Genomic DNA, 14,519 nt, shown 5'->3' with positions numbered 1-14,519 from the left:
CCGCGCCGTCCACCATCGTCGCTCTCAGCCCGGAGAGCGTAAACGGAAGCGGCGCGGCGGGCGCGCTCGTGAAACCGCCGCTGGTGTGGGAAAGCGCGACGCGCGACAAGGTGAGCGAGGCGATGACGAAGAGTTTCTCGTCGTATGCGTTTGGCGGCCGCTTCAGCGGGCTGGGCGCGGCCATGCTGGGACAAGCCAAGCTGGGCAATTACAATTTCTCGCAGGCGATGCGGCAGCCGCCGCCGAGCACGACGCCGAATGTCTATGAGGCGGCCGGCATCGCTCCGGGCAGCCTGCATGGCAATGGCGAAGACAGGGTTGCCCTCAGCATCACCACCAGGAGCGGCGTGGAAGTCAAGCTGTCGCTCGACAGCCAGGGCGACGGCCTGGCCGTGAACATGACGGCCAGCGGCGACCTCAGCGACGCTGAAGCCAGCGCCCTGGGCGACCTGGCGAAAGGTTTTCAGGCGGCCATCGACGGCCTGGGACAGAGCACGCCGAAAATCAAGCTGGAAGGCTTGATGCAGTTCGACCAGCAGGTGCTGGCGTCGGTGAAGCTGCATGCGGAAGTCAAGGTGCGCGGCGAGATGGAAAGCGTGCAGACCCTGGATTTCCAGGCCGATGGCGCGCAGCGCCAGGTCAGCTTCAGCGGCGAGGCCGGCAGCCTGGACCTGAAGGTCGACGCCAGCCAACTCAATACCCTGGGCAGCAAGGAGCGGCAAGCCAAGGCGCTGGACAGCTACATGAAACAGTTCGACCAGGCGGCGTCGCGCGGTCATGGCGACGCGGGCCTGGTGGCCATGCTCAAGGATAGCTTTACGGCCTTGCACAGCAATGCCGCCGCGCCGCAAGCGGCCACGGACACGCCCGCGGCGGGCAAGTGGCGCCTGGCGGCCGAGGACAAGTCCATCCTGACGGGGTTGGCCGATTTCAGCGCCTCCGTGTCGCAGGCCGTGAAATTCAGCAATCCCATGCGCAGTTCGGAAAAGGATGGCTTCCATTACGAAGTGTCGCAAAAGACGGAGCAGGCCGGCCCCAGCCAGGACGAGCGTTCAATCAGGCAGCGGCAGCAATCGAAGCTCAGCGCCAGCTTCCATCAGTCGCTGGTCGCCGGCGTGCCGCTGCGCCTGACGGACAATACGGAATCGCAGAACTATACTTATCACCAGATCGAGGATACGGCCAGCAGCGATGCGCAGGTGGCTTACAAGGATGGCAAGATGGTGAAGGCGAGCTTGCGGCAGGAGGGCAATCAGTCCGAGCATGTCATGAAGTATTTCCTGGGCAAGTTGGAGTCGGACAAGACCACGCCGGGCAATTTTTCCGTGCTGCGCGACTTGCTGCCCGCGCTGGGACCGTACCGTACCGACGAGCTGGGCATGACGCCCGAGAAAAAGGCGGAGCAGCGCCAGCAGGCGATGCAGGCCTTGAGCGACGACGTGCTGCTGCAATCGTATGCGGGCCAGACCATCAGCCTGTGGCAAGCCGACGTGCTGCCGGAAGAGGGCGGGGCCGCCACCGCGTAGACACGGCCGCGCCGAATGCAAAAAGCCCGTCTGCGAAGACGGGCTTTTTGTTTGCTTGTCGCTTGATCTGGCGCAAACAGCCTATGCCTTGGCCTTGTTTTGCTTGATCCAGTAGCCGACGCCCAGCGCGGCCAGCCACACGGGAATCAGGTAGACGGAGATGCGCAGGCCCGGCGTCAGGTACATGATCACCAGGATGCCTGCCAGGAATACCAGGCACAGGTAGTTGGTGAACGGGTAGCCCAGGCTCTGGAACGAGGTCGTCTTGCCCTCGGCTTTCTTCTGCGCGCGGAAGCGCAGGTGGATCCAGCTGATCATGGCCCAGTTGATGATCAGCGCCGAGACCACCAGGCCCATCAGCACTTCGAACGCCTCGCCCGGCATGAAGTAATTGACCACCACGCAGGCGCCCGTGGCCAGCGCGGACACGCCCAGCGCCACCAGCGGCACGCCGCGGCGGTTCAGGTGCAGCAGCGCGCGCGGCGCATTGCCCTGCTTGGCCAGGCCGAACAGCATGCGCGTGTTGCAGTACACGCCGCTGTTGTAGACGGACAGGGCGGCCGTCAGCACCACCACGTTCAGGGCCGTGGCCACCAGGTTGCTGTCGAGCGCATGGAAGATCAGCACGAACGGGCTGCCGCCGGTGACGACGTTTTGCCACGGGTACAGCGACAGCAGGATGCCGAGCGCGCCGATGTAAAAGATCAGGATGCGGTAGATGGCCTGGTTGGTGGCGCGCGGTATCGTCGTGCTCGGATCATCCGCCTCGGCCGCCGTGATGCCCACCAGTTCCAGGCCGCCGAACGAGAACATGATGACGGCCATGGCCATCACCAGCCCCTGCCAGCCATTCGGGAAGAAGCCGCCGTGCTGCCACAGGTTGGCGATGGAGGCTTGCGGTCCCGCGTCGCCGGAAGCGAGCAGATACGCGCCGAAGACGATCATGCCGATGATGGCGACCACCTTGATGATGGCGAACCAGAATTCCATTTCGCCAAACGCCTTGACATTCAGTAAGCTGATGGCGTTGATGGCGCAAAAGAAGATCAGCGCCGAGACCCAGGTGGGCACGCCCGGCCACCAGTACTGCACGTAGATGCCGACGGCCGTCAGCTCAGCCATGCTGACGAGCACATACAGCACCCAGTAATTCCAGCCCGACAGGAAGCCGGGCAGGTGGCCGCAGTATTTGTCGGCGAAATAGCTGAAGGAGCCGGCGACGGGTTCGTCGACCACCATCTCGCCCAGCTGGCGCATGATCAAAAAGGCGATGACGCCGGCGATGCCATAGCCGAGCAGCACGGACGGGCCGGCCATCTTGATGGTTTGCGCGATGCCCAGAAACAGGCCGGTGCCGATGGCGCCGCCCAGGGCGATGAGCTGGATGTGGCGGCTTTTCAGGCCGCGCTTGAGCTCTTGTGGTTCGGTGTTCCCGACTGCCGTCATATGTTTTATCCTGTTTTTACGGGGCTGAGGTCGCTGATTCTAAAGCATGCACGGGCAAAGCAGGAGCGAAATGCATGTTGCACTGCGGAGGCGCAAGAAAAGCCCCGCATCTTCGCGGAACGGCGCGCAAAACGGCGGCGCCCGGGCGTCCCCCTTTACGCGGCGGCCGCGACGATGGCCGGTTCGTACACGGCCAGGAACTCGGGCGGCAGGCGGCGCGCGCGGCCGCTGCTCAATTCGATGCAGATCAAATCCCAGCGTGCGCGCACGACGGTGGCGCCGTCGCTGTCGCGCACCAGCTGGAAGCGCCGTTCCATGCTGGAGCGCCCGTCGCTGGCGCACAGCCAGGTGGCCAGGGTCAGCGCTTCGCCGGCCCGCGTCGGCAGCAGGTAGTCGTATTCGCCGCGGCGTATCGACATGGCCCGGTCCAGGCGCCGATAATCGTCCAGGTCCAGCCCCAGGGTGGCCGAGTGGTGCCAGGCGATATGCTCGCACCAGCGCACGTAGACGGCGTTGTTGGTGTGCTGCAGTCCGTCGATGTCGGCCGCTTCCGGCGTGACGGGCAGGGTGTGGGCGTGCGGATAATCCCAGTTCAAGTGCGCTCCTTTCGATACGGTGGCGGCTGATTGTACGGTCTTGCGCGGCTTCCTGTCTGCGGCGCACGCCTGGAAAAACACTGTTTTTCGTGTTGATGTATGATGCATCATAATTTGACACAGTTGAAAAACACCTATGAACCATTCCCTGGACAGCCTGTTGCACGTCAACCTGGGCAAGTCCGTGTATGCGATGCTGCGCGAGGCGCTGGCGGCCGGGCGTTACCAGCCGAACGACCGGCTGCGCATCCGCGAGCTGGCGCTGCAGCTCGGTACCAGCGTCACGCCCGTGCGCGACGCCATGCTGCAGCTGGTGCAGGAAGAGGCGCTGGTGCTGCGCTCGCCGCGCGACTTCCGCGTGCCCGTGCTGAGCGTGGCGCGCTACCTGGAAATCCGCGCGCTGCGGCTGGAACTGGAAGGGCTGGGCGCGTTCGAGGCGGCGCAGCGCATCGACGCGGCCAGCCTGGCCGACCTGGAACGCCTGCTGCAGGCGAACGAAGAGGCGATTGCGCGGCACGACCTGCCGGCGGCCCTGCAATGCAACCAGGCGTTTCACCTGGGCCTGGCGCAGGCGGCCGGCATGCCGACGTTAAAACGCTTCGTCGACCACCTGTGGATGCAGACGGCGCCCCTGATCGCCGCCGGCTACGCCAGCTTTTCGCCCGACATGCGGGTCGGCCACCACCACGCCATCATCGCCGCGCTGCGCCAGCGCGACGGGACGGCGGCGCGGCGCGCCATGGAACAGGACATCCTCGACGGCGGCACGCAGATGCTGGCGTATGTAATGCGCCAGGAGCGCATGCATGCCGGCGCAACAGAACAAGGAAAAGTACAGAACGAGGAAGCACATGACGCAGAACACGCATAATACTGAACAGAAAACCGCCATCGTCACGGGCGCCAGCCGCGGCATAGGCCACGCCGTGGCCGAGCGCTTCCGCAGCCTGGGCTGGCGCGTGATCACCGTCTCGCGCAGCCCGATACCGGGCGGCTGCCCGCGCAGCCAGGAGCACAACACGCATGTGTGCATGGATTTGTCGGACCTGAGCCAGATCGGGCAGATGGTCGACACCCTGCGCCCCATGCTGGGCGACTCGAAGCTGCACGCGCTGGTGAACAACGCGGGCGTGTCGCCGAAGGGGCCGGGAGGCTCGCGCGTCAATTCGCTGACCACCGACATGCAGACCTGGCAGGAGATGTACAACACGAACTTCTTTGCGCCGCTGGCCCTGACGCGCGGCTTTGCGCAGGAACTGTCGAACGCGCACGGCGCCGTCGTGAACCTGTGCTCGATCGCCGGCTACCGCGTGCACCCGTTCGCCGGCTCCGCCTACGCCAGCTCGAAGGCGGCGCTGGCCTCGCTGACGCGCGAAATGGCCAATGACATGGCGCCGCTGAACGTGCGCGTGAACGCCATCGCGCCCGGCGAGATCGACACGGCGATTCTGTCGCCGGGCACCTCGCACATCGTCGACACGCAAATCCCCCTGCGCCGCCTGGGCACGACGGCCGAAGTGGCGGATCTGGTGGAGTTCCTGTGCAGCGAGCGCGCCTCGTACATCACGGGCGCGGAAATCCCCATCGACGGCGGCCAGCGCATCTGATCCAGGAGGACGATCATGAGCAAACATATCGGCATCGTCGGCTGTTCCGCCGAAGGGGCGGCCCTGTGCTACCGCACGATCTGCGAAGAGGGCGCGCATGCGCTGGGGGCGTATGCACATCCGGAAGTGACGCTGCACACGCCGCCGCTGGCGCGCTATGTGGCTTGCCTGAACGGGGGCGACCTGGCCGGCGTGGCTGAACTGATGCTGGCGTCGGCGCACAAGCTGGCGGCGGCCGGCGCCGATTTCCTGATCTGCCCCGACAACACCATCCACCAGGCATTCGAGCTGGTGGCGCCCCGTTCGCCGCTGCCTTGGCTGCATATCGCCGACGTGGTGGCCAGTGAGGCGGCGGCGCGCGGCTACCAGCGCGTGGGCTTGACGGGCACGCGCTGGCTGGTCGACAGCGCCGTGTATCCGGACCGGCTGGCCGCGCGCGGCATCGCCTGCTTGCGGCCCGGCGAGGACGAGCGCAGCGAAATCAACCGCATCATCATGGAGGAACTGGTGCCTGGCGTGGTCAAGCCAGGCAGCGTGGCGCGCTTCCAGGCCGTCATCGCCGGCTTGCGCGGGCAGGGCTGCGATGCCGTCATCCTCGGCTGCACGGAAATCCCGCTGATCATCGGCGACGCCAATTCGCCGCTGCCGACCTTGGACTCCACGCGCTTGCTGGCGCGCGCCGCCTTGCGCCGGGCGCTGGACGCCTGACTATGTATTGAGCTGCGCGTCCAGCTGCGCCTGCAGGGCCGCCACCACCAGCGCGTGGTCGTCCGCCTGCGCCAGGCCGGACACGGTGACCGTGCCGACCAGTCCCACGCCGCGTATCAGCAGGGGAAACGCGCCGCCGTGGCCCGCGTACTCGATGTCATCGAGGTATTTCACGTCTTCGAAGGTGCTGCCGCGGCTTTTATACGAAATGCCCATGTAGTAGGAGCTGCGGCAAAAGCGCTGCACCGTGTTGTTCTTGCGGCGTATCCAGTCCGCCTGGTCCGCCGTGGCGCCCGTCATGGCGTGGTGGAACAGGACCTGGCCGTTGCGCGTGATGTCGACGGTGACGGCCTTGCCCCGCTTGCGCACTTCTTCGACGATCCACAGGCCCACGGCCAGCGCGGCGTCGTTGTCGAAGCGTTTGAACTGCAGGGATTCTTCCTGTTGCGCCAGGGTGTGCAGCAAATCGGCGTAATGATCCATCGTGGAGGAGGGCGGTAGTGGCTGGAAGCGCTACTGTAACGCACCACGGGCGTTTTTTGTGTGGCGCGGCTAAAATAGCCGGCATGAACCTGTCCCTGTTTGCCGATGAAGAGCAGGCCCCGGCCAGCCCGGCGCCGCTGGTGCCCGGCTCGCGCGCGTCGGTCCTGCTGCGCGGTTTTTCGCTGCCGTATCTGCCCGAGCTGATGCCGGCGCTGGACGCCATCGTGCTGGCGGCGCCCCTGCGCCACATGGCCACGCCGGGCGGCTTGCGCATGTCCGTTGCCATGAGCAATTGCGGCCCCCTGGGCTGGGTCACGGATGGGCGCGGCTACCGCTATGCGCGCCTCGATCCGGCCAGCGGTTTGCCTTGGCCGCCGATGCCGCCCGTGTTCCTGCGCCTGGCGCGGGAGGCGGCGCTGGCGGCCGGCTATCCGGGCTTTGTTCCCGACGCCTGCCTGATCAACCGCTATGCGCCCGGCGCGCGCATGGCCCTGCACCAGGACCGCGACGAATGCGATTTCAGCGCGCCCATCGTTTCCGTCTCGCTGGGTTTGCCCGCCACCTTTTTGTTCGGCGGCGCCGAGCGCAGCGACAAGGCGGCGCGCATCGCGCTGCTGCACGGCGACGTGGTGGCGTGGGGCGGCACCGACCGCCTGCGCTTCCACGGCGTGGCGCCCCTGAAGGAGGGCGAACACGCGCTGCTGGGCGCGCAACGCATCAATTTGACGTTTCGCAAGGCTGCCTGAGCTGGCGCCACGGCGTGGCCGGCTTGAGGATGTAGTGCGCATGCACATGGCGCCACGGAATGGCCAGGTAGACCAGCACCACGAACGCGCATTCGAACGCGGTTGCCGCGGTGGCGGGATCGATCTGGCCGTTCAGCCATTGCGGCAGCGGCACGAGCAGCAGCCAGATGGTCTTCCACAGCGCCTCCCACAGCAGCAGGGGCAGCATCTGCAGCGGATAGCGCAAGCCCAGCAGACATAGCAGCGAAAACGCGGCCAGCATGCAGTTGACGGTGCCCCGCGCCAGTTCCCACGGCGCGTGCGGCGTGACGATGCCGGGCCACAGCACGCTGCCCAGTCCCAGGACAACCAGCAGATACATGGCGCGCAGCGCATACAGACGGGCGGTCGATACGGTATTCATGGTGCGATCTCCTGGTCGTGGTGGGCGATGAAACGGTTTACTCGACTTCTTTGAGTATCGTCTCCAGTCTGCCCAGGCGCGCCTGGATCTGCGCCACGGAAGCGTTCAGCGCGGCCAGCGAAACTGCCGTTTCCGCCTGCGTGGCGGCCATGGACCTGGCCAGTTCCTGGTAGGCGCCGTCCTGCGCCAGCCGGGCCCGCGCCTGCACGATGCCGGACGTATATTTGAGGGCGAAGATGATGACGGCGGCCGTGCAGGGGAAGAAGAAGGCGGCGAAAAAGATATTTTCAGACATGATGACCTCTACAGTTCAGGATTGATCCGGGTTGGGGGTGAGCGTGGACGCCGCCGCGGCGATGCTGGCCGGCGTCAGCAGCAATTCAAATGGACTGGCTTCAAAGTAATTGAGGGCCTTGCCGTCATGCGACAGTTCCAGCTGGCTGGTGACGAGTCCCGCGTGTTCCAGCTTTTGCAGGTGCAAATGCAGCAGAGGCCGGCTGATGCCGAGGTCGCGCGCCAGCTGGCTGATGTAGTTGCGCCCGCCGCTGGCCAGGGCCGCGATGATGCGCAGCCGGTGCGGATTGTCGAGCGCCGCCAGCATGGCCAGCAAGCGGTCGCCGGTGGGGCTGGGAGTATTTGTATCTGTCATGTGTCAACATTATCTGACATGTGTTAGCGAGTCAAGTTAAATCATTGCGTCACTTTAATGCAAGATACTTGCAAATGAGGCGCTTTTTCTCCATGATATGCAACTTGTTTGCATATGGAGCCTTGACCATGAAGCGCGATTCTCTTTCCACGCCCCTGCCCGATGTGGCGGCCGGTCCCCATCTGGGTCACCCCTTGCCATTGGAATGGGTCGGCATGCAGGGCATCGCCTTGCCGCTGTGGCTGGAAGAGGGCGGGCAGGCGCAGCAAGTGCATGCGTGGGCCGACGTGCAAGTCGATCTGCCCGATCCGGCAGTCAAGGGCATCCACATGTCGCGCCTGTATCTGCTGCTCGATGCCTTTGCCGCCGCGCAGCCGCTCGATGCGGGCGCGCTGGCCGCCGTGCTGCGGCGCATGGTCGGCAGTCACGCCGATTGCGGCAGCACGCAGGCGCGCATCGCGCTGGCGTTTCCCCTGCTGCGGCGCCAGCCGGCGCTGCTGACGGCGGGGCTGTCGGGCTGGAAATCGTATCCCGTGCGCCTGCAAGCCAGTGTTGCTCCGCAGGGCTTTGCCCTGTCCCTGACGGTGGAGATCGGCTATTCGTCGACTTGTCCGTGTTCGGCGGCGCTGGCGCGGCAATTGCTGGCCGACGCCTTCGCGGCGCAGTTCGGCGCGGGCGGCATCGACGGCGCGGCCGCCCGCGACTGGCTGCGGGAACACGCGAGCCTGGCCACGCCGCACAGCCAGCGCAGCACGGCCACGGTCACCGTGCAGGTGGCGCAGGACGCCGAACTGGACCTGTTTCCCCTGATCGACCGGGTGGAAGCGGCGCTGGCGACGCCCTTGCAGACGGCCGTGAAACGGGCCGACGAGCAGGCGTTTGCACGCTTGAATGGTGCTAACCTGATGTATGTGGAAGACGCGGCCCGCCGCGTGCAGGCGGCGCTGGCGTCGCATTATGCGCAGGCGCGTGTTACCGTACGGCATATGGAAAGCCTGCATCCGCACGATGCCGTGGCGCAGACGGGCCAGCTTGCCTGAGCTTTTCACTCAACCACCGTGGAGGAAGACCGCATGCCGGAGAACATCACGCAGGAGCCGGGCGAAGACAGCCTGGAAGAGGAACTGGAGCGCGAGCGGCGCGAGCATGCGCTGATTGACGAGGAAAAGCTGGGCATGGACGAGCTGGAAAAGGAACATTTGAAGCGGGAACGCCAGCCGGGCGCGCCGGCGGGGCGCTAATGCGCATGCGCTGCATCAGCGCTGGCATCGCGCCGCGCCGCCCGGTACAATTTCGCTTTGTCATTCTCCCTCAGCCCCGGAGGCCCATGAAATACCGTGCATTCTTCCAGTTCATCCTCGGCCTGACAGGCGCCGTCCTGGCCGCCTCGCAAGCCCACGCCGCCACCATCTGCACCGCCATGGCCGACGCCAAAACGGGTGCCGTCCTGCTGCAGGAGGGTAATTGCATCGACCGCGTCACCCCCGCCTCCACGTTCAAGATCGCGCTCAGCCTGATGGGCTATGACGCCGGTTTCCTCAAGGACGAGCACAAGCCCAGCTTGCCATTCCGCCAGGGCTATGTGGACTGGGGCGGCGAAGCGTGGCGCCAGGATACGGACCCGTCGCGCTGGATGCAGTATTCCGTCGTCTGGTATTCGCAGCAGATCACGCAGGCGCTGGGCGCCGAGCGTTTCCAGAAATATGCCAAGGCTTTGCGCTATGGCAATGCGGACGTCTCGGGCGACCCCGGCAAGGACAATAGCCTGGAACGCTCGTGGATCAGCTCTTCGCTGAAGATCTCGCCGTTGGAACAGCTGGGCTTCCTGCGCAAGCTGGTCAACGATCAATTGCCCGTCACGAAACAGGCGATGGAACAGACGCGGCGTCTGACGCGCCTGGCCGATGTGGACGGCTGGCAAGTGCATGGCAAGACGGGCGCCGCTTTCCCGCGCAAGGCGGACGGCAGCTTTGACGAAGCGCATGGATACGGCTGGTTCGTGGGCTGGGCCAGCAAGGGCGGGCGCAGCATCGTCTTCGCGCGCCTGGTGCAGGAGGAGCAGAAGGGGCAGCAGTCCGCGGGCTTGCGCACGCGCGAGGCCATGCTGAAGGAATTGCCGGCCCTGCTGGAGCAGGCGCAGAAGTGACGGCCAGCATCGTCGCCGCCACTTTCATCGCGACCGAGGGCGAGTACCTGGAAGCCGTCATCGAGGTGGACGGCCAGCGCCTGCACGTGATGGACGAGTTCGGCGGAGGGCAACTGGCCGCCGGCACGCAAGTCCAGCTCGAACTGTGGCCCATGGCCAGCGAGATCGACGACTGGGACGCCATCTTCAGCGCCAATCCCGGCCGGGAAAAACGCCTGCTGCGCCTCGATGGCTGGCGCTACCTGGCGCTCGGCGTCGTCACCCAGGTCGACCCCGTCGTCTGCGATTGCGGCCTGCTGCAACTGGAAAACCCGTTTACGACGCATGACGGGCGCTGCGTGGGCGCGTATGTCGGCGTCACCCTGGCGCGCCTCGATGCTTGCCTGGCGTAAATTCCGGCCCGCTTTGTTGCCCGCCCTATATACTTGCTGAAACGGATAATCCGGCATCAGACAAGGTTACAAGCATGGCATCAGGCATGGAGCAGTTTCAGGAAAAAGCACGGCAGGCGTTCATACGGGCGCGCGCACAGGCAGTGCGCGTGGCGGGAGTGGCATGGGTCAAGGCGGTGGCGCTGTACCGGCGTGGCCATGCGCACCTGATGACCTTGCCGCCCGTGCGGCGCGCGCTGGTGCTGGCCTTGTGGTCGTTCCTGGCCCTGCTGGCGCTGACGATCACCTACATGCTGCTGCTGATCCCCCTGACGCCGAGCATCCACGACTTGCGCCAGGCGCGCGCGGCCGCGCCCAGCACCATGGTCAGCGCCGATGGCAAGGAACTGGCCCGCTTCGACCAGGGCTTGCAGGAACGGGTCACGTTAAAGCAGATTTCGCCGAACGTGATCAGCGCGCTGATCTCCACGGAAGACCACCGTTTCTACGCACACCACGGCATCGACTTCACCCGCACGGCCGGTGCCATCCTGCATACGGCAGGGGGCAACCCCCAGGGTGGTTCCACCATCACGCAGCAGCTGGCGCGCAATATGTTCCCCGAGGAAATTGGCCGCTCGCGCAACCTGAACCGCAAGCTGAAGGAATTGATCACGGCCCTGAAGATCGAGGCCACCTACAGCAAGACGGAAATCCTCGAAGCCTACCTGAACACGGTGCCCTTTCTGTACAACACCTACGGCATCGAAATGGCGGCCCGCACGTATTTCGACAAGCCCGCTGCGCGCCTCGATATCCTGGAAAGCGCCACCCTGGTCGGCATGCTCAAGGGCACGAATTACTACAATCCCGTCGGTAATCCCGAACGTTCCCTGCAGCGGCGCAATGTGGTCCTGGGCCAGATGCGCAAGCATGAGGTCATCGACGAGGCGCGCTACAAGCAGTTGATCAAGCGACCCCTGCGCCTGCATTTCGAGCGCCAGAGCGAGCGGGCGCAGTCGGACAGCCATTTCACGGCCTATGTGCGCAAGTGGCTGATCGACTGGGCCGACGAGAACGACTACAACCTGGAACTGGACGCCCTGGTGGTGCACACCACGCTGGACTACGACTTGCAGCAGGCGGCCGAGCGCGCCGTCGAGCGCCAGGCGAATGCCTTACAGGCGATTGCCGACGTGGAATGGAGCCGCGCGGGCGTGCCGTCCTCCACCTCGACGGGGATGTACGCGGGCATGCAGGGCGGCAGCGTGCCGTTCGATTATTTCTGGAAATCGCATCCGGCCCTGCTCGACGCCTTCGTGCGCGAGTCCGCCGACTACCGCAAGCTGACGGCGGCCGGCGGCACGCCGGACGAGGCGCTGGCGCAACTGAAGGGCGACCGCGCCTTCATGGCGGCCCTGCGCAAGTCGAAGACGCGGCTGGAAGCGGGCTTTGCGGCCATGGACCCGGCCACGGGCGCCGTGCGCGCCTGGGTGGGCAGCCGCGACTTTGCGCGTGAACAGTTCGACCACGTGTCGCAGGCGGCGCGCCAGCCCGGCTCCACCTTCAAGCCCATCGTGTATGGCGCCGCGCTGGAAAAGGGCCTCAGCCCGGAACACGTCTACCGCGATGAAGTCATGGATATCAAGGCGGCCGACGGCACCAAATGGCGCCCGACGGACATGAGCGGCACGACGGGGCGCGACATGACCATGCGCGACGGCCTCGTGTACTCGAAAAACACCATCACGGCGCAAGTGATGCAGGACGTGGGCTTGCCGCCGATCATCAAGCTGGCGCGCGCGCTCGGTATCCGCGACAGCAAGCTGGAAAAAGTGCCGTCGCTGGCGCTGGGCACCAGTCCCGTCACCTTGCTGGAAATGGTCAACGCCTACGCCAGCATCGCGGCCCAGGGCGAGGCCCGTCTGCCGTTCGTCGTCACGCACATCACGGACCGCGAAGGCAAGACCATCGCCCGTTTCGGCGAAGACAAGCCCAAGCGCGCCATGCAGGCGGCATCGGCCGCCACCCTGACGGACATGCTGCGCGGCGTGATCGACCGCGGCACGGGCACGGCCATCCGCAGCCGCTTCGGCATCCGCTCCGACGTGGCCGGCAAGAGCGGCACGACGCAAAACAATGCGGATGGCTGGTTCATCCTGATGCACCCGGAACTCGTCGGCGGCGCCTGGGTGGGTTTCAACGATGCGCGCGTCACCATGCGCAGCAACTACTGGGGCCAGGGCGGCCACAACGCCGTGCTGGTGGTGGGCGACTTCTTCAAGACGGCGCTCGACACGGGCAAGCTGTCGCGCGACGCCATCTTCCCCGGCGGCAAGCCGCCACCGCCGCTGCGCCATGTGGAACCGGTCGAGGAACCGCAGGATGAACCGGTGGAAGAGCCGGGCGATCTGCTGCAGGAAGGCGCGCCGCCCGCGCCGCTGGCCGTGCCGGTGGAAGAGGGCGGGCAGGAAGCGCATGGCAAGGCGGTGCCGGAGCCCGTTCCGGCCCCGTTGCCGCCGCCCGCGCCTGTTCCGCAAGGCTAAGCGACCGCTCACAGGACGACGATTGTGACCATCGCATTCAGACATGGTGACACGCTTGGCGACATCGGCTACGAGGTGCTGCTGCATTCGCTGCTGTCCACCGTGGCCGTGCGCCTGGAAGGGGGCGAGTGGGGTTCGCGCTTTCCCTGCATCATGCTCCAGCTGTGCCGGGGGCGGCTGGACGCCGCCGATGCCGCTGCGGCCTGCGCCGAATGGCGTGACCTGCAGGCCGGCCTGGCAGCCTTGCCGCCGGGGCAGGCGGTGTGGGATTTCAATGACCTTGCCAGCCGGCCGCCGTGGGGCGAGGCCGCAGGCCCGCGGGTCACTTCCATGGCGGACTACCACGTGACGACCGCCGGCCTGCTCCTGCTCGCCGTCATGGGCGATCACCTTGCCGCCTTGCTGGCCTCGGGCGGCACGCTGGAGATCATTCCTTTGGACGGGCTGGCACCGTTTTACTATGTCAACTGACGGATTTCTGCTATGGCAATGGGTGAAACATGCGGGTATTGAAAAGAAGCACGAAAGTATCATTTTCTATGAGTCTTTTTCTTGCTCTCTATCTTCTCGCTTGTTGCTGTGATTCTCATGCGCAAGAACTGATAGCAGTCGGCTCGAAAACGGGCCATATTGCGCTAAGTCAAGTAGTCAAAAGCGCATCTTTGGTGGCGAAGGTGACGGTCGTGTCCGTGACGGCAGTGCCGCGGGAGGAGGCGGATGATGGGAAACCCTGTGGATTTGTTTACCGGGCAAAAGTCGTGCAAGCATTGAAGGGCGGCAAGGATGTTGATGTGCAGTTTTTCATGCCTCTGGGAATTTATCCTCTCCATCCAGGTCTCAAATACCTGGTGTTCCTGGAGCATAGAAGCGAGCAGGATGTGAAAGACCTCTTTTTTTCCTTGAGCGCTGCGTTGACTGATGCGGAAAGCGACAGCTTGAAGTGTAAATTTCAAAAGGGATATTACGTTCCAATTCAGGCGGACCCCCTGCCATTTGATGCAGATGCCGGGAGACAATTTGGTGGAGAGTGGCTGGGCCTTGCAAGGGGCGGGGTGCCATCGAGCCTCTTTCTTTGCGCAGTCCAGGGATTCAGTACCAGTAGCAGTGAAGTGGATAGCCAGCATCATAGAAGAAAAAAATCCGGCGGCGCCGTGGTCAGCTGGGTTGAAATGGCCCGGCTGATAAAAAAGAGTCAGGGCGTATTCAGCTTTTTGAACCGGTGGCTCGATGCGTGCGACCAGTGAGCAATACTGGCGCATCCGCGGTGCCGTTACGGCAGTCTGCTCTGGCAT

18 protein-coding genes are annotated in these 14,519 nt (G+C 65.0%); 12 read left to right on the top strand and 6 right to left on the bottom strand.

Annotated features, from left to right (window positions below):
• Positions 1 to 1,526, top strand: a 1,526-nt coding sequence (locus AC0V2Y_RS20795) for a hypothetical protein (protein ID WP_475418360.1), incomplete at its 5' end; no start/stop codon positions are given.
• Between the two features lie 81 nt (positions 1,527 to 1,607).
• Here the strand turns inward: AC0V2Y_RS20795 and AC0V2Y_RS20790 are convergent.
• Both AC0V2Y_RS20790 and AC0V2Y_RS20785 read right to left on the bottom strand, forming a co-directional pair.
• Positions 1,608 to 2,972, bottom strand: a complete 1,365-nt coding sequence (locus AC0V2Y_RS20790; RefSeq protein WP_475414907.1) for an amino acid permease — start codon at positions 2,970 to 2,972, stop codon at positions 1,608 to 1,610.
• Between the two features lie 155 nt (positions 2,973 to 3,127).
• Positions 3,128 to 3,568 carry an acyl-CoA thioesterase gene (locus tag AC0V2Y_RS20785; protein ID WP_475414908.1) on the bottom strand — a complete coding sequence of 147 codons (441 nt, stop codon included), beginning with the start codon at positions 3,566 to 3,568 and terminating at the stop codon, positions 3,128 to 3,130.
• 136 nt (positions 3,569 to 3,704) lie between these two features.
• Between AC0V2Y_RS20785 and AC0V2Y_RS20780 the strand changes: the two genes are divergently transcribed.
• The 3 genes from AC0V2Y_RS20780 to AC0V2Y_RS20770 are packed head-to-tail and all read left to right on the top strand — an operon-like array spanning position 3,705 to position 5,883.
• Positions 3,705 to 4,439, top strand: coding sequence for a GntR family transcriptional regulator (locus AC0V2Y_RS20780; protein ID WP_475414909.1), 735 nt, complete (start codon positions 3,705 to 3,707; stop codon positions 4,437 to 4,439).
• Positions 4,420 to 5,175 carry an SDR family NAD(P)-dependent oxidoreductase gene (locus AC0V2Y_RS20775; protein ID WP_475414910.1) on the top strand — a complete coding sequence of 252 codons (756 nt, stop codon included), beginning with the start codon at positions 4,420 to 4,422 and terminating at the stop codon, positions 5,173 to 5,175. The genes AC0V2Y_RS20780 and AC0V2Y_RS20775 overlap by 20 nt, the downstream gene beginning before the upstream one ends.
• A 15-nt stretch (positions 5,176 to 5,190) precedes the next feature.
• Complete coding sequence (locus AC0V2Y_RS20770) at positions 5,191 to 5,883, top strand: aspartate/glutamate racemase family protein (RefSeq protein ID WP_475414911.1); 693 nt, start codon at positions 5,191 to 5,193, stop codon at positions 5,881 to 5,883.
• Here the strand turns inward: AC0V2Y_RS20770 and AC0V2Y_RS20765 are convergent, their stop codons facing one another.
• A complete protein-coding gene (locus AC0V2Y_RS20765; protein WP_475414912.1) occupies positions 5,884 to 6,366 on the bottom strand; it encodes a heme-degrading domain-containing protein in 483 nt (160 codons plus the stop codon). It abuts the gene before it with no gap.
• An 83-nt stretch (positions 6,367 to 6,449) separates the two neighbouring features.
• Between AC0V2Y_RS20765 and alkB the strand changes: the two genes are divergently transcribed.
• Complete coding sequence (gene alkB / locus AC0V2Y_RS20760) at positions 6,450 to 7,112, top strand: DNA oxidative demethylase AlkB (RefSeq protein WP_475414913.1); 663 nt, start codon at positions 6,450 to 6,452, stop codon at positions 7,110 to 7,112.
• On the opposite strand, the gene AC0V2Y_RS20755 is transcribed toward alkB, so the two are convergent.
• From AC0V2Y_RS20755 to AC0V2Y_RS20745, 3 genes are read right to left on the bottom strand one after another with little or no spacing between them, the layout of a single operon-like run.
• The gene (locus AC0V2Y_RS20755) at positions 7,084 to 7,515 is read right to left on the bottom strand and encodes a hypothetical protein (RefSeq protein ID WP_475414914.1); all 432 of its coding nucleotides are present in this window, start codon (positions 7,513 to 7,515) and stop codon (positions 7,084 to 7,086) included. The two genes, alkB and AC0V2Y_RS20755, sit on opposite strands and share 29 nt — an antisense overlap.
• Positions 7,516 to 7,552: 37 nt before the next feature.
• Positions 7,553 to 7,810, bottom strand: coding sequence for a hypothetical protein (locus tag AC0V2Y_RS20750; protein ID WP_475414915.1), 258 nt, complete (start codon positions 7,808 to 7,810; stop codon positions 7,553 to 7,555).
• Positions 7,811 to 7,825: 15 nt separating this feature from the next.
• Positions 7,826 to 8,164, bottom strand: a complete 339-nt coding sequence (locus AC0V2Y_RS20745; protein WP_475414916.1) for an ArsR/SmtB family transcription factor — start codon at positions 8,162 to 8,164, stop codon at positions 7,826 to 7,828.
• A gap of 128 nt (positions 8,165 to 8,292) precedes the next feature.
• On the opposite strand from AC0V2Y_RS20745, the gene folE2 reads away from it, so the two are divergent.
• The 7 genes from folE2 (at position 8,293) to AC0V2Y_RS20710 (ending at position 14,471) form a co-directional block, all read left to right on the top strand.
• Positions 8,293 to 9,204, top strand: a complete 912-nt coding sequence (folE2, locus tag AC0V2Y_RS20740) for a GTP cyclohydrolase FolE2 (protein WP_475414917.1) — start codon at positions 8,293 to 8,295, stop codon at positions 9,202 to 9,204.
• 33 nt (positions 9,205 to 9,237) lie between these two features.
• A complete protein-coding gene (locus AC0V2Y_RS20735) occupies positions 9,238 to 9,405 on the top strand; it encodes a hypothetical protein (RefSeq protein WP_475414918.1) in 168 nt (55 codons plus the stop codon).
• 86 nt (positions 9,406 to 9,491) lie between these two features.
• Positions 9,492 to 10,310, top strand: a complete 819-nt coding sequence (gene blaOXA / locus AC0V2Y_RS20730) for a class D beta-lactamase (RefSeq protein WP_475414919.1) — start codon at positions 9,492 to 9,494, stop codon at positions 10,308 to 10,310.
• Positions 10,307 to 10,702: a hypothetical protein gene (locus AC0V2Y_RS20725; protein WP_475414920.1), complete on the top strand. Its 396-nt coding sequence runs from the start codon at positions 10,307 to 10,309 to the stop codon at positions 10,700 to 10,702. The genes blaOXA and AC0V2Y_RS20725 overlap by 4 nt, the downstream gene beginning before the upstream one ends.
• A 74-nt stretch (positions 10,703 to 10,776) precedes the next feature.
• Positions 10,777 to 13,227 (top strand): penicillin-binding protein 1A, encoded by a 2,451-nt coding sequence (locus AC0V2Y_RS20720; RefSeq protein ID WP_475414921.1) that lies wholly within the window; start codon positions 10,777 to 10,779, stop codon positions 13,225 to 13,227.
• Positions 13,228 to 13,251: 24 nt separating this feature from the next.
• Complete coding sequence (locus AC0V2Y_RS20715; protein ID WP_475414922.1) at positions 13,252 to 13,698, top strand: Imm70 family immunity protein; 447 nt, start codon at positions 13,252 to 13,254, stop codon at positions 13,696 to 13,698.
• 29 nt (positions 13,699 to 13,727) lie between these two features.
• Positions 13,728 to 14,471 carry a hypothetical protein gene (locus AC0V2Y_RS20710; RefSeq protein ID WP_475414923.1) on the top strand — a complete coding sequence of 248 codons (744 nt, stop codon included), beginning with the start codon at positions 13,728 to 13,730 and terminating at the stop codon, positions 14,469 to 14,471.
• Positions 14,472 to 14,519 lie beyond the last annotated feature (48 nt).

Source organism: Janthinobacterium sp. BHSEK (assembly GCF_056174685.1).
The sequence above is the reverse complement of the archived record's forward strand: the minus strand, read 5'-3'. Positions and strand labels throughout refer to the sequence as shown.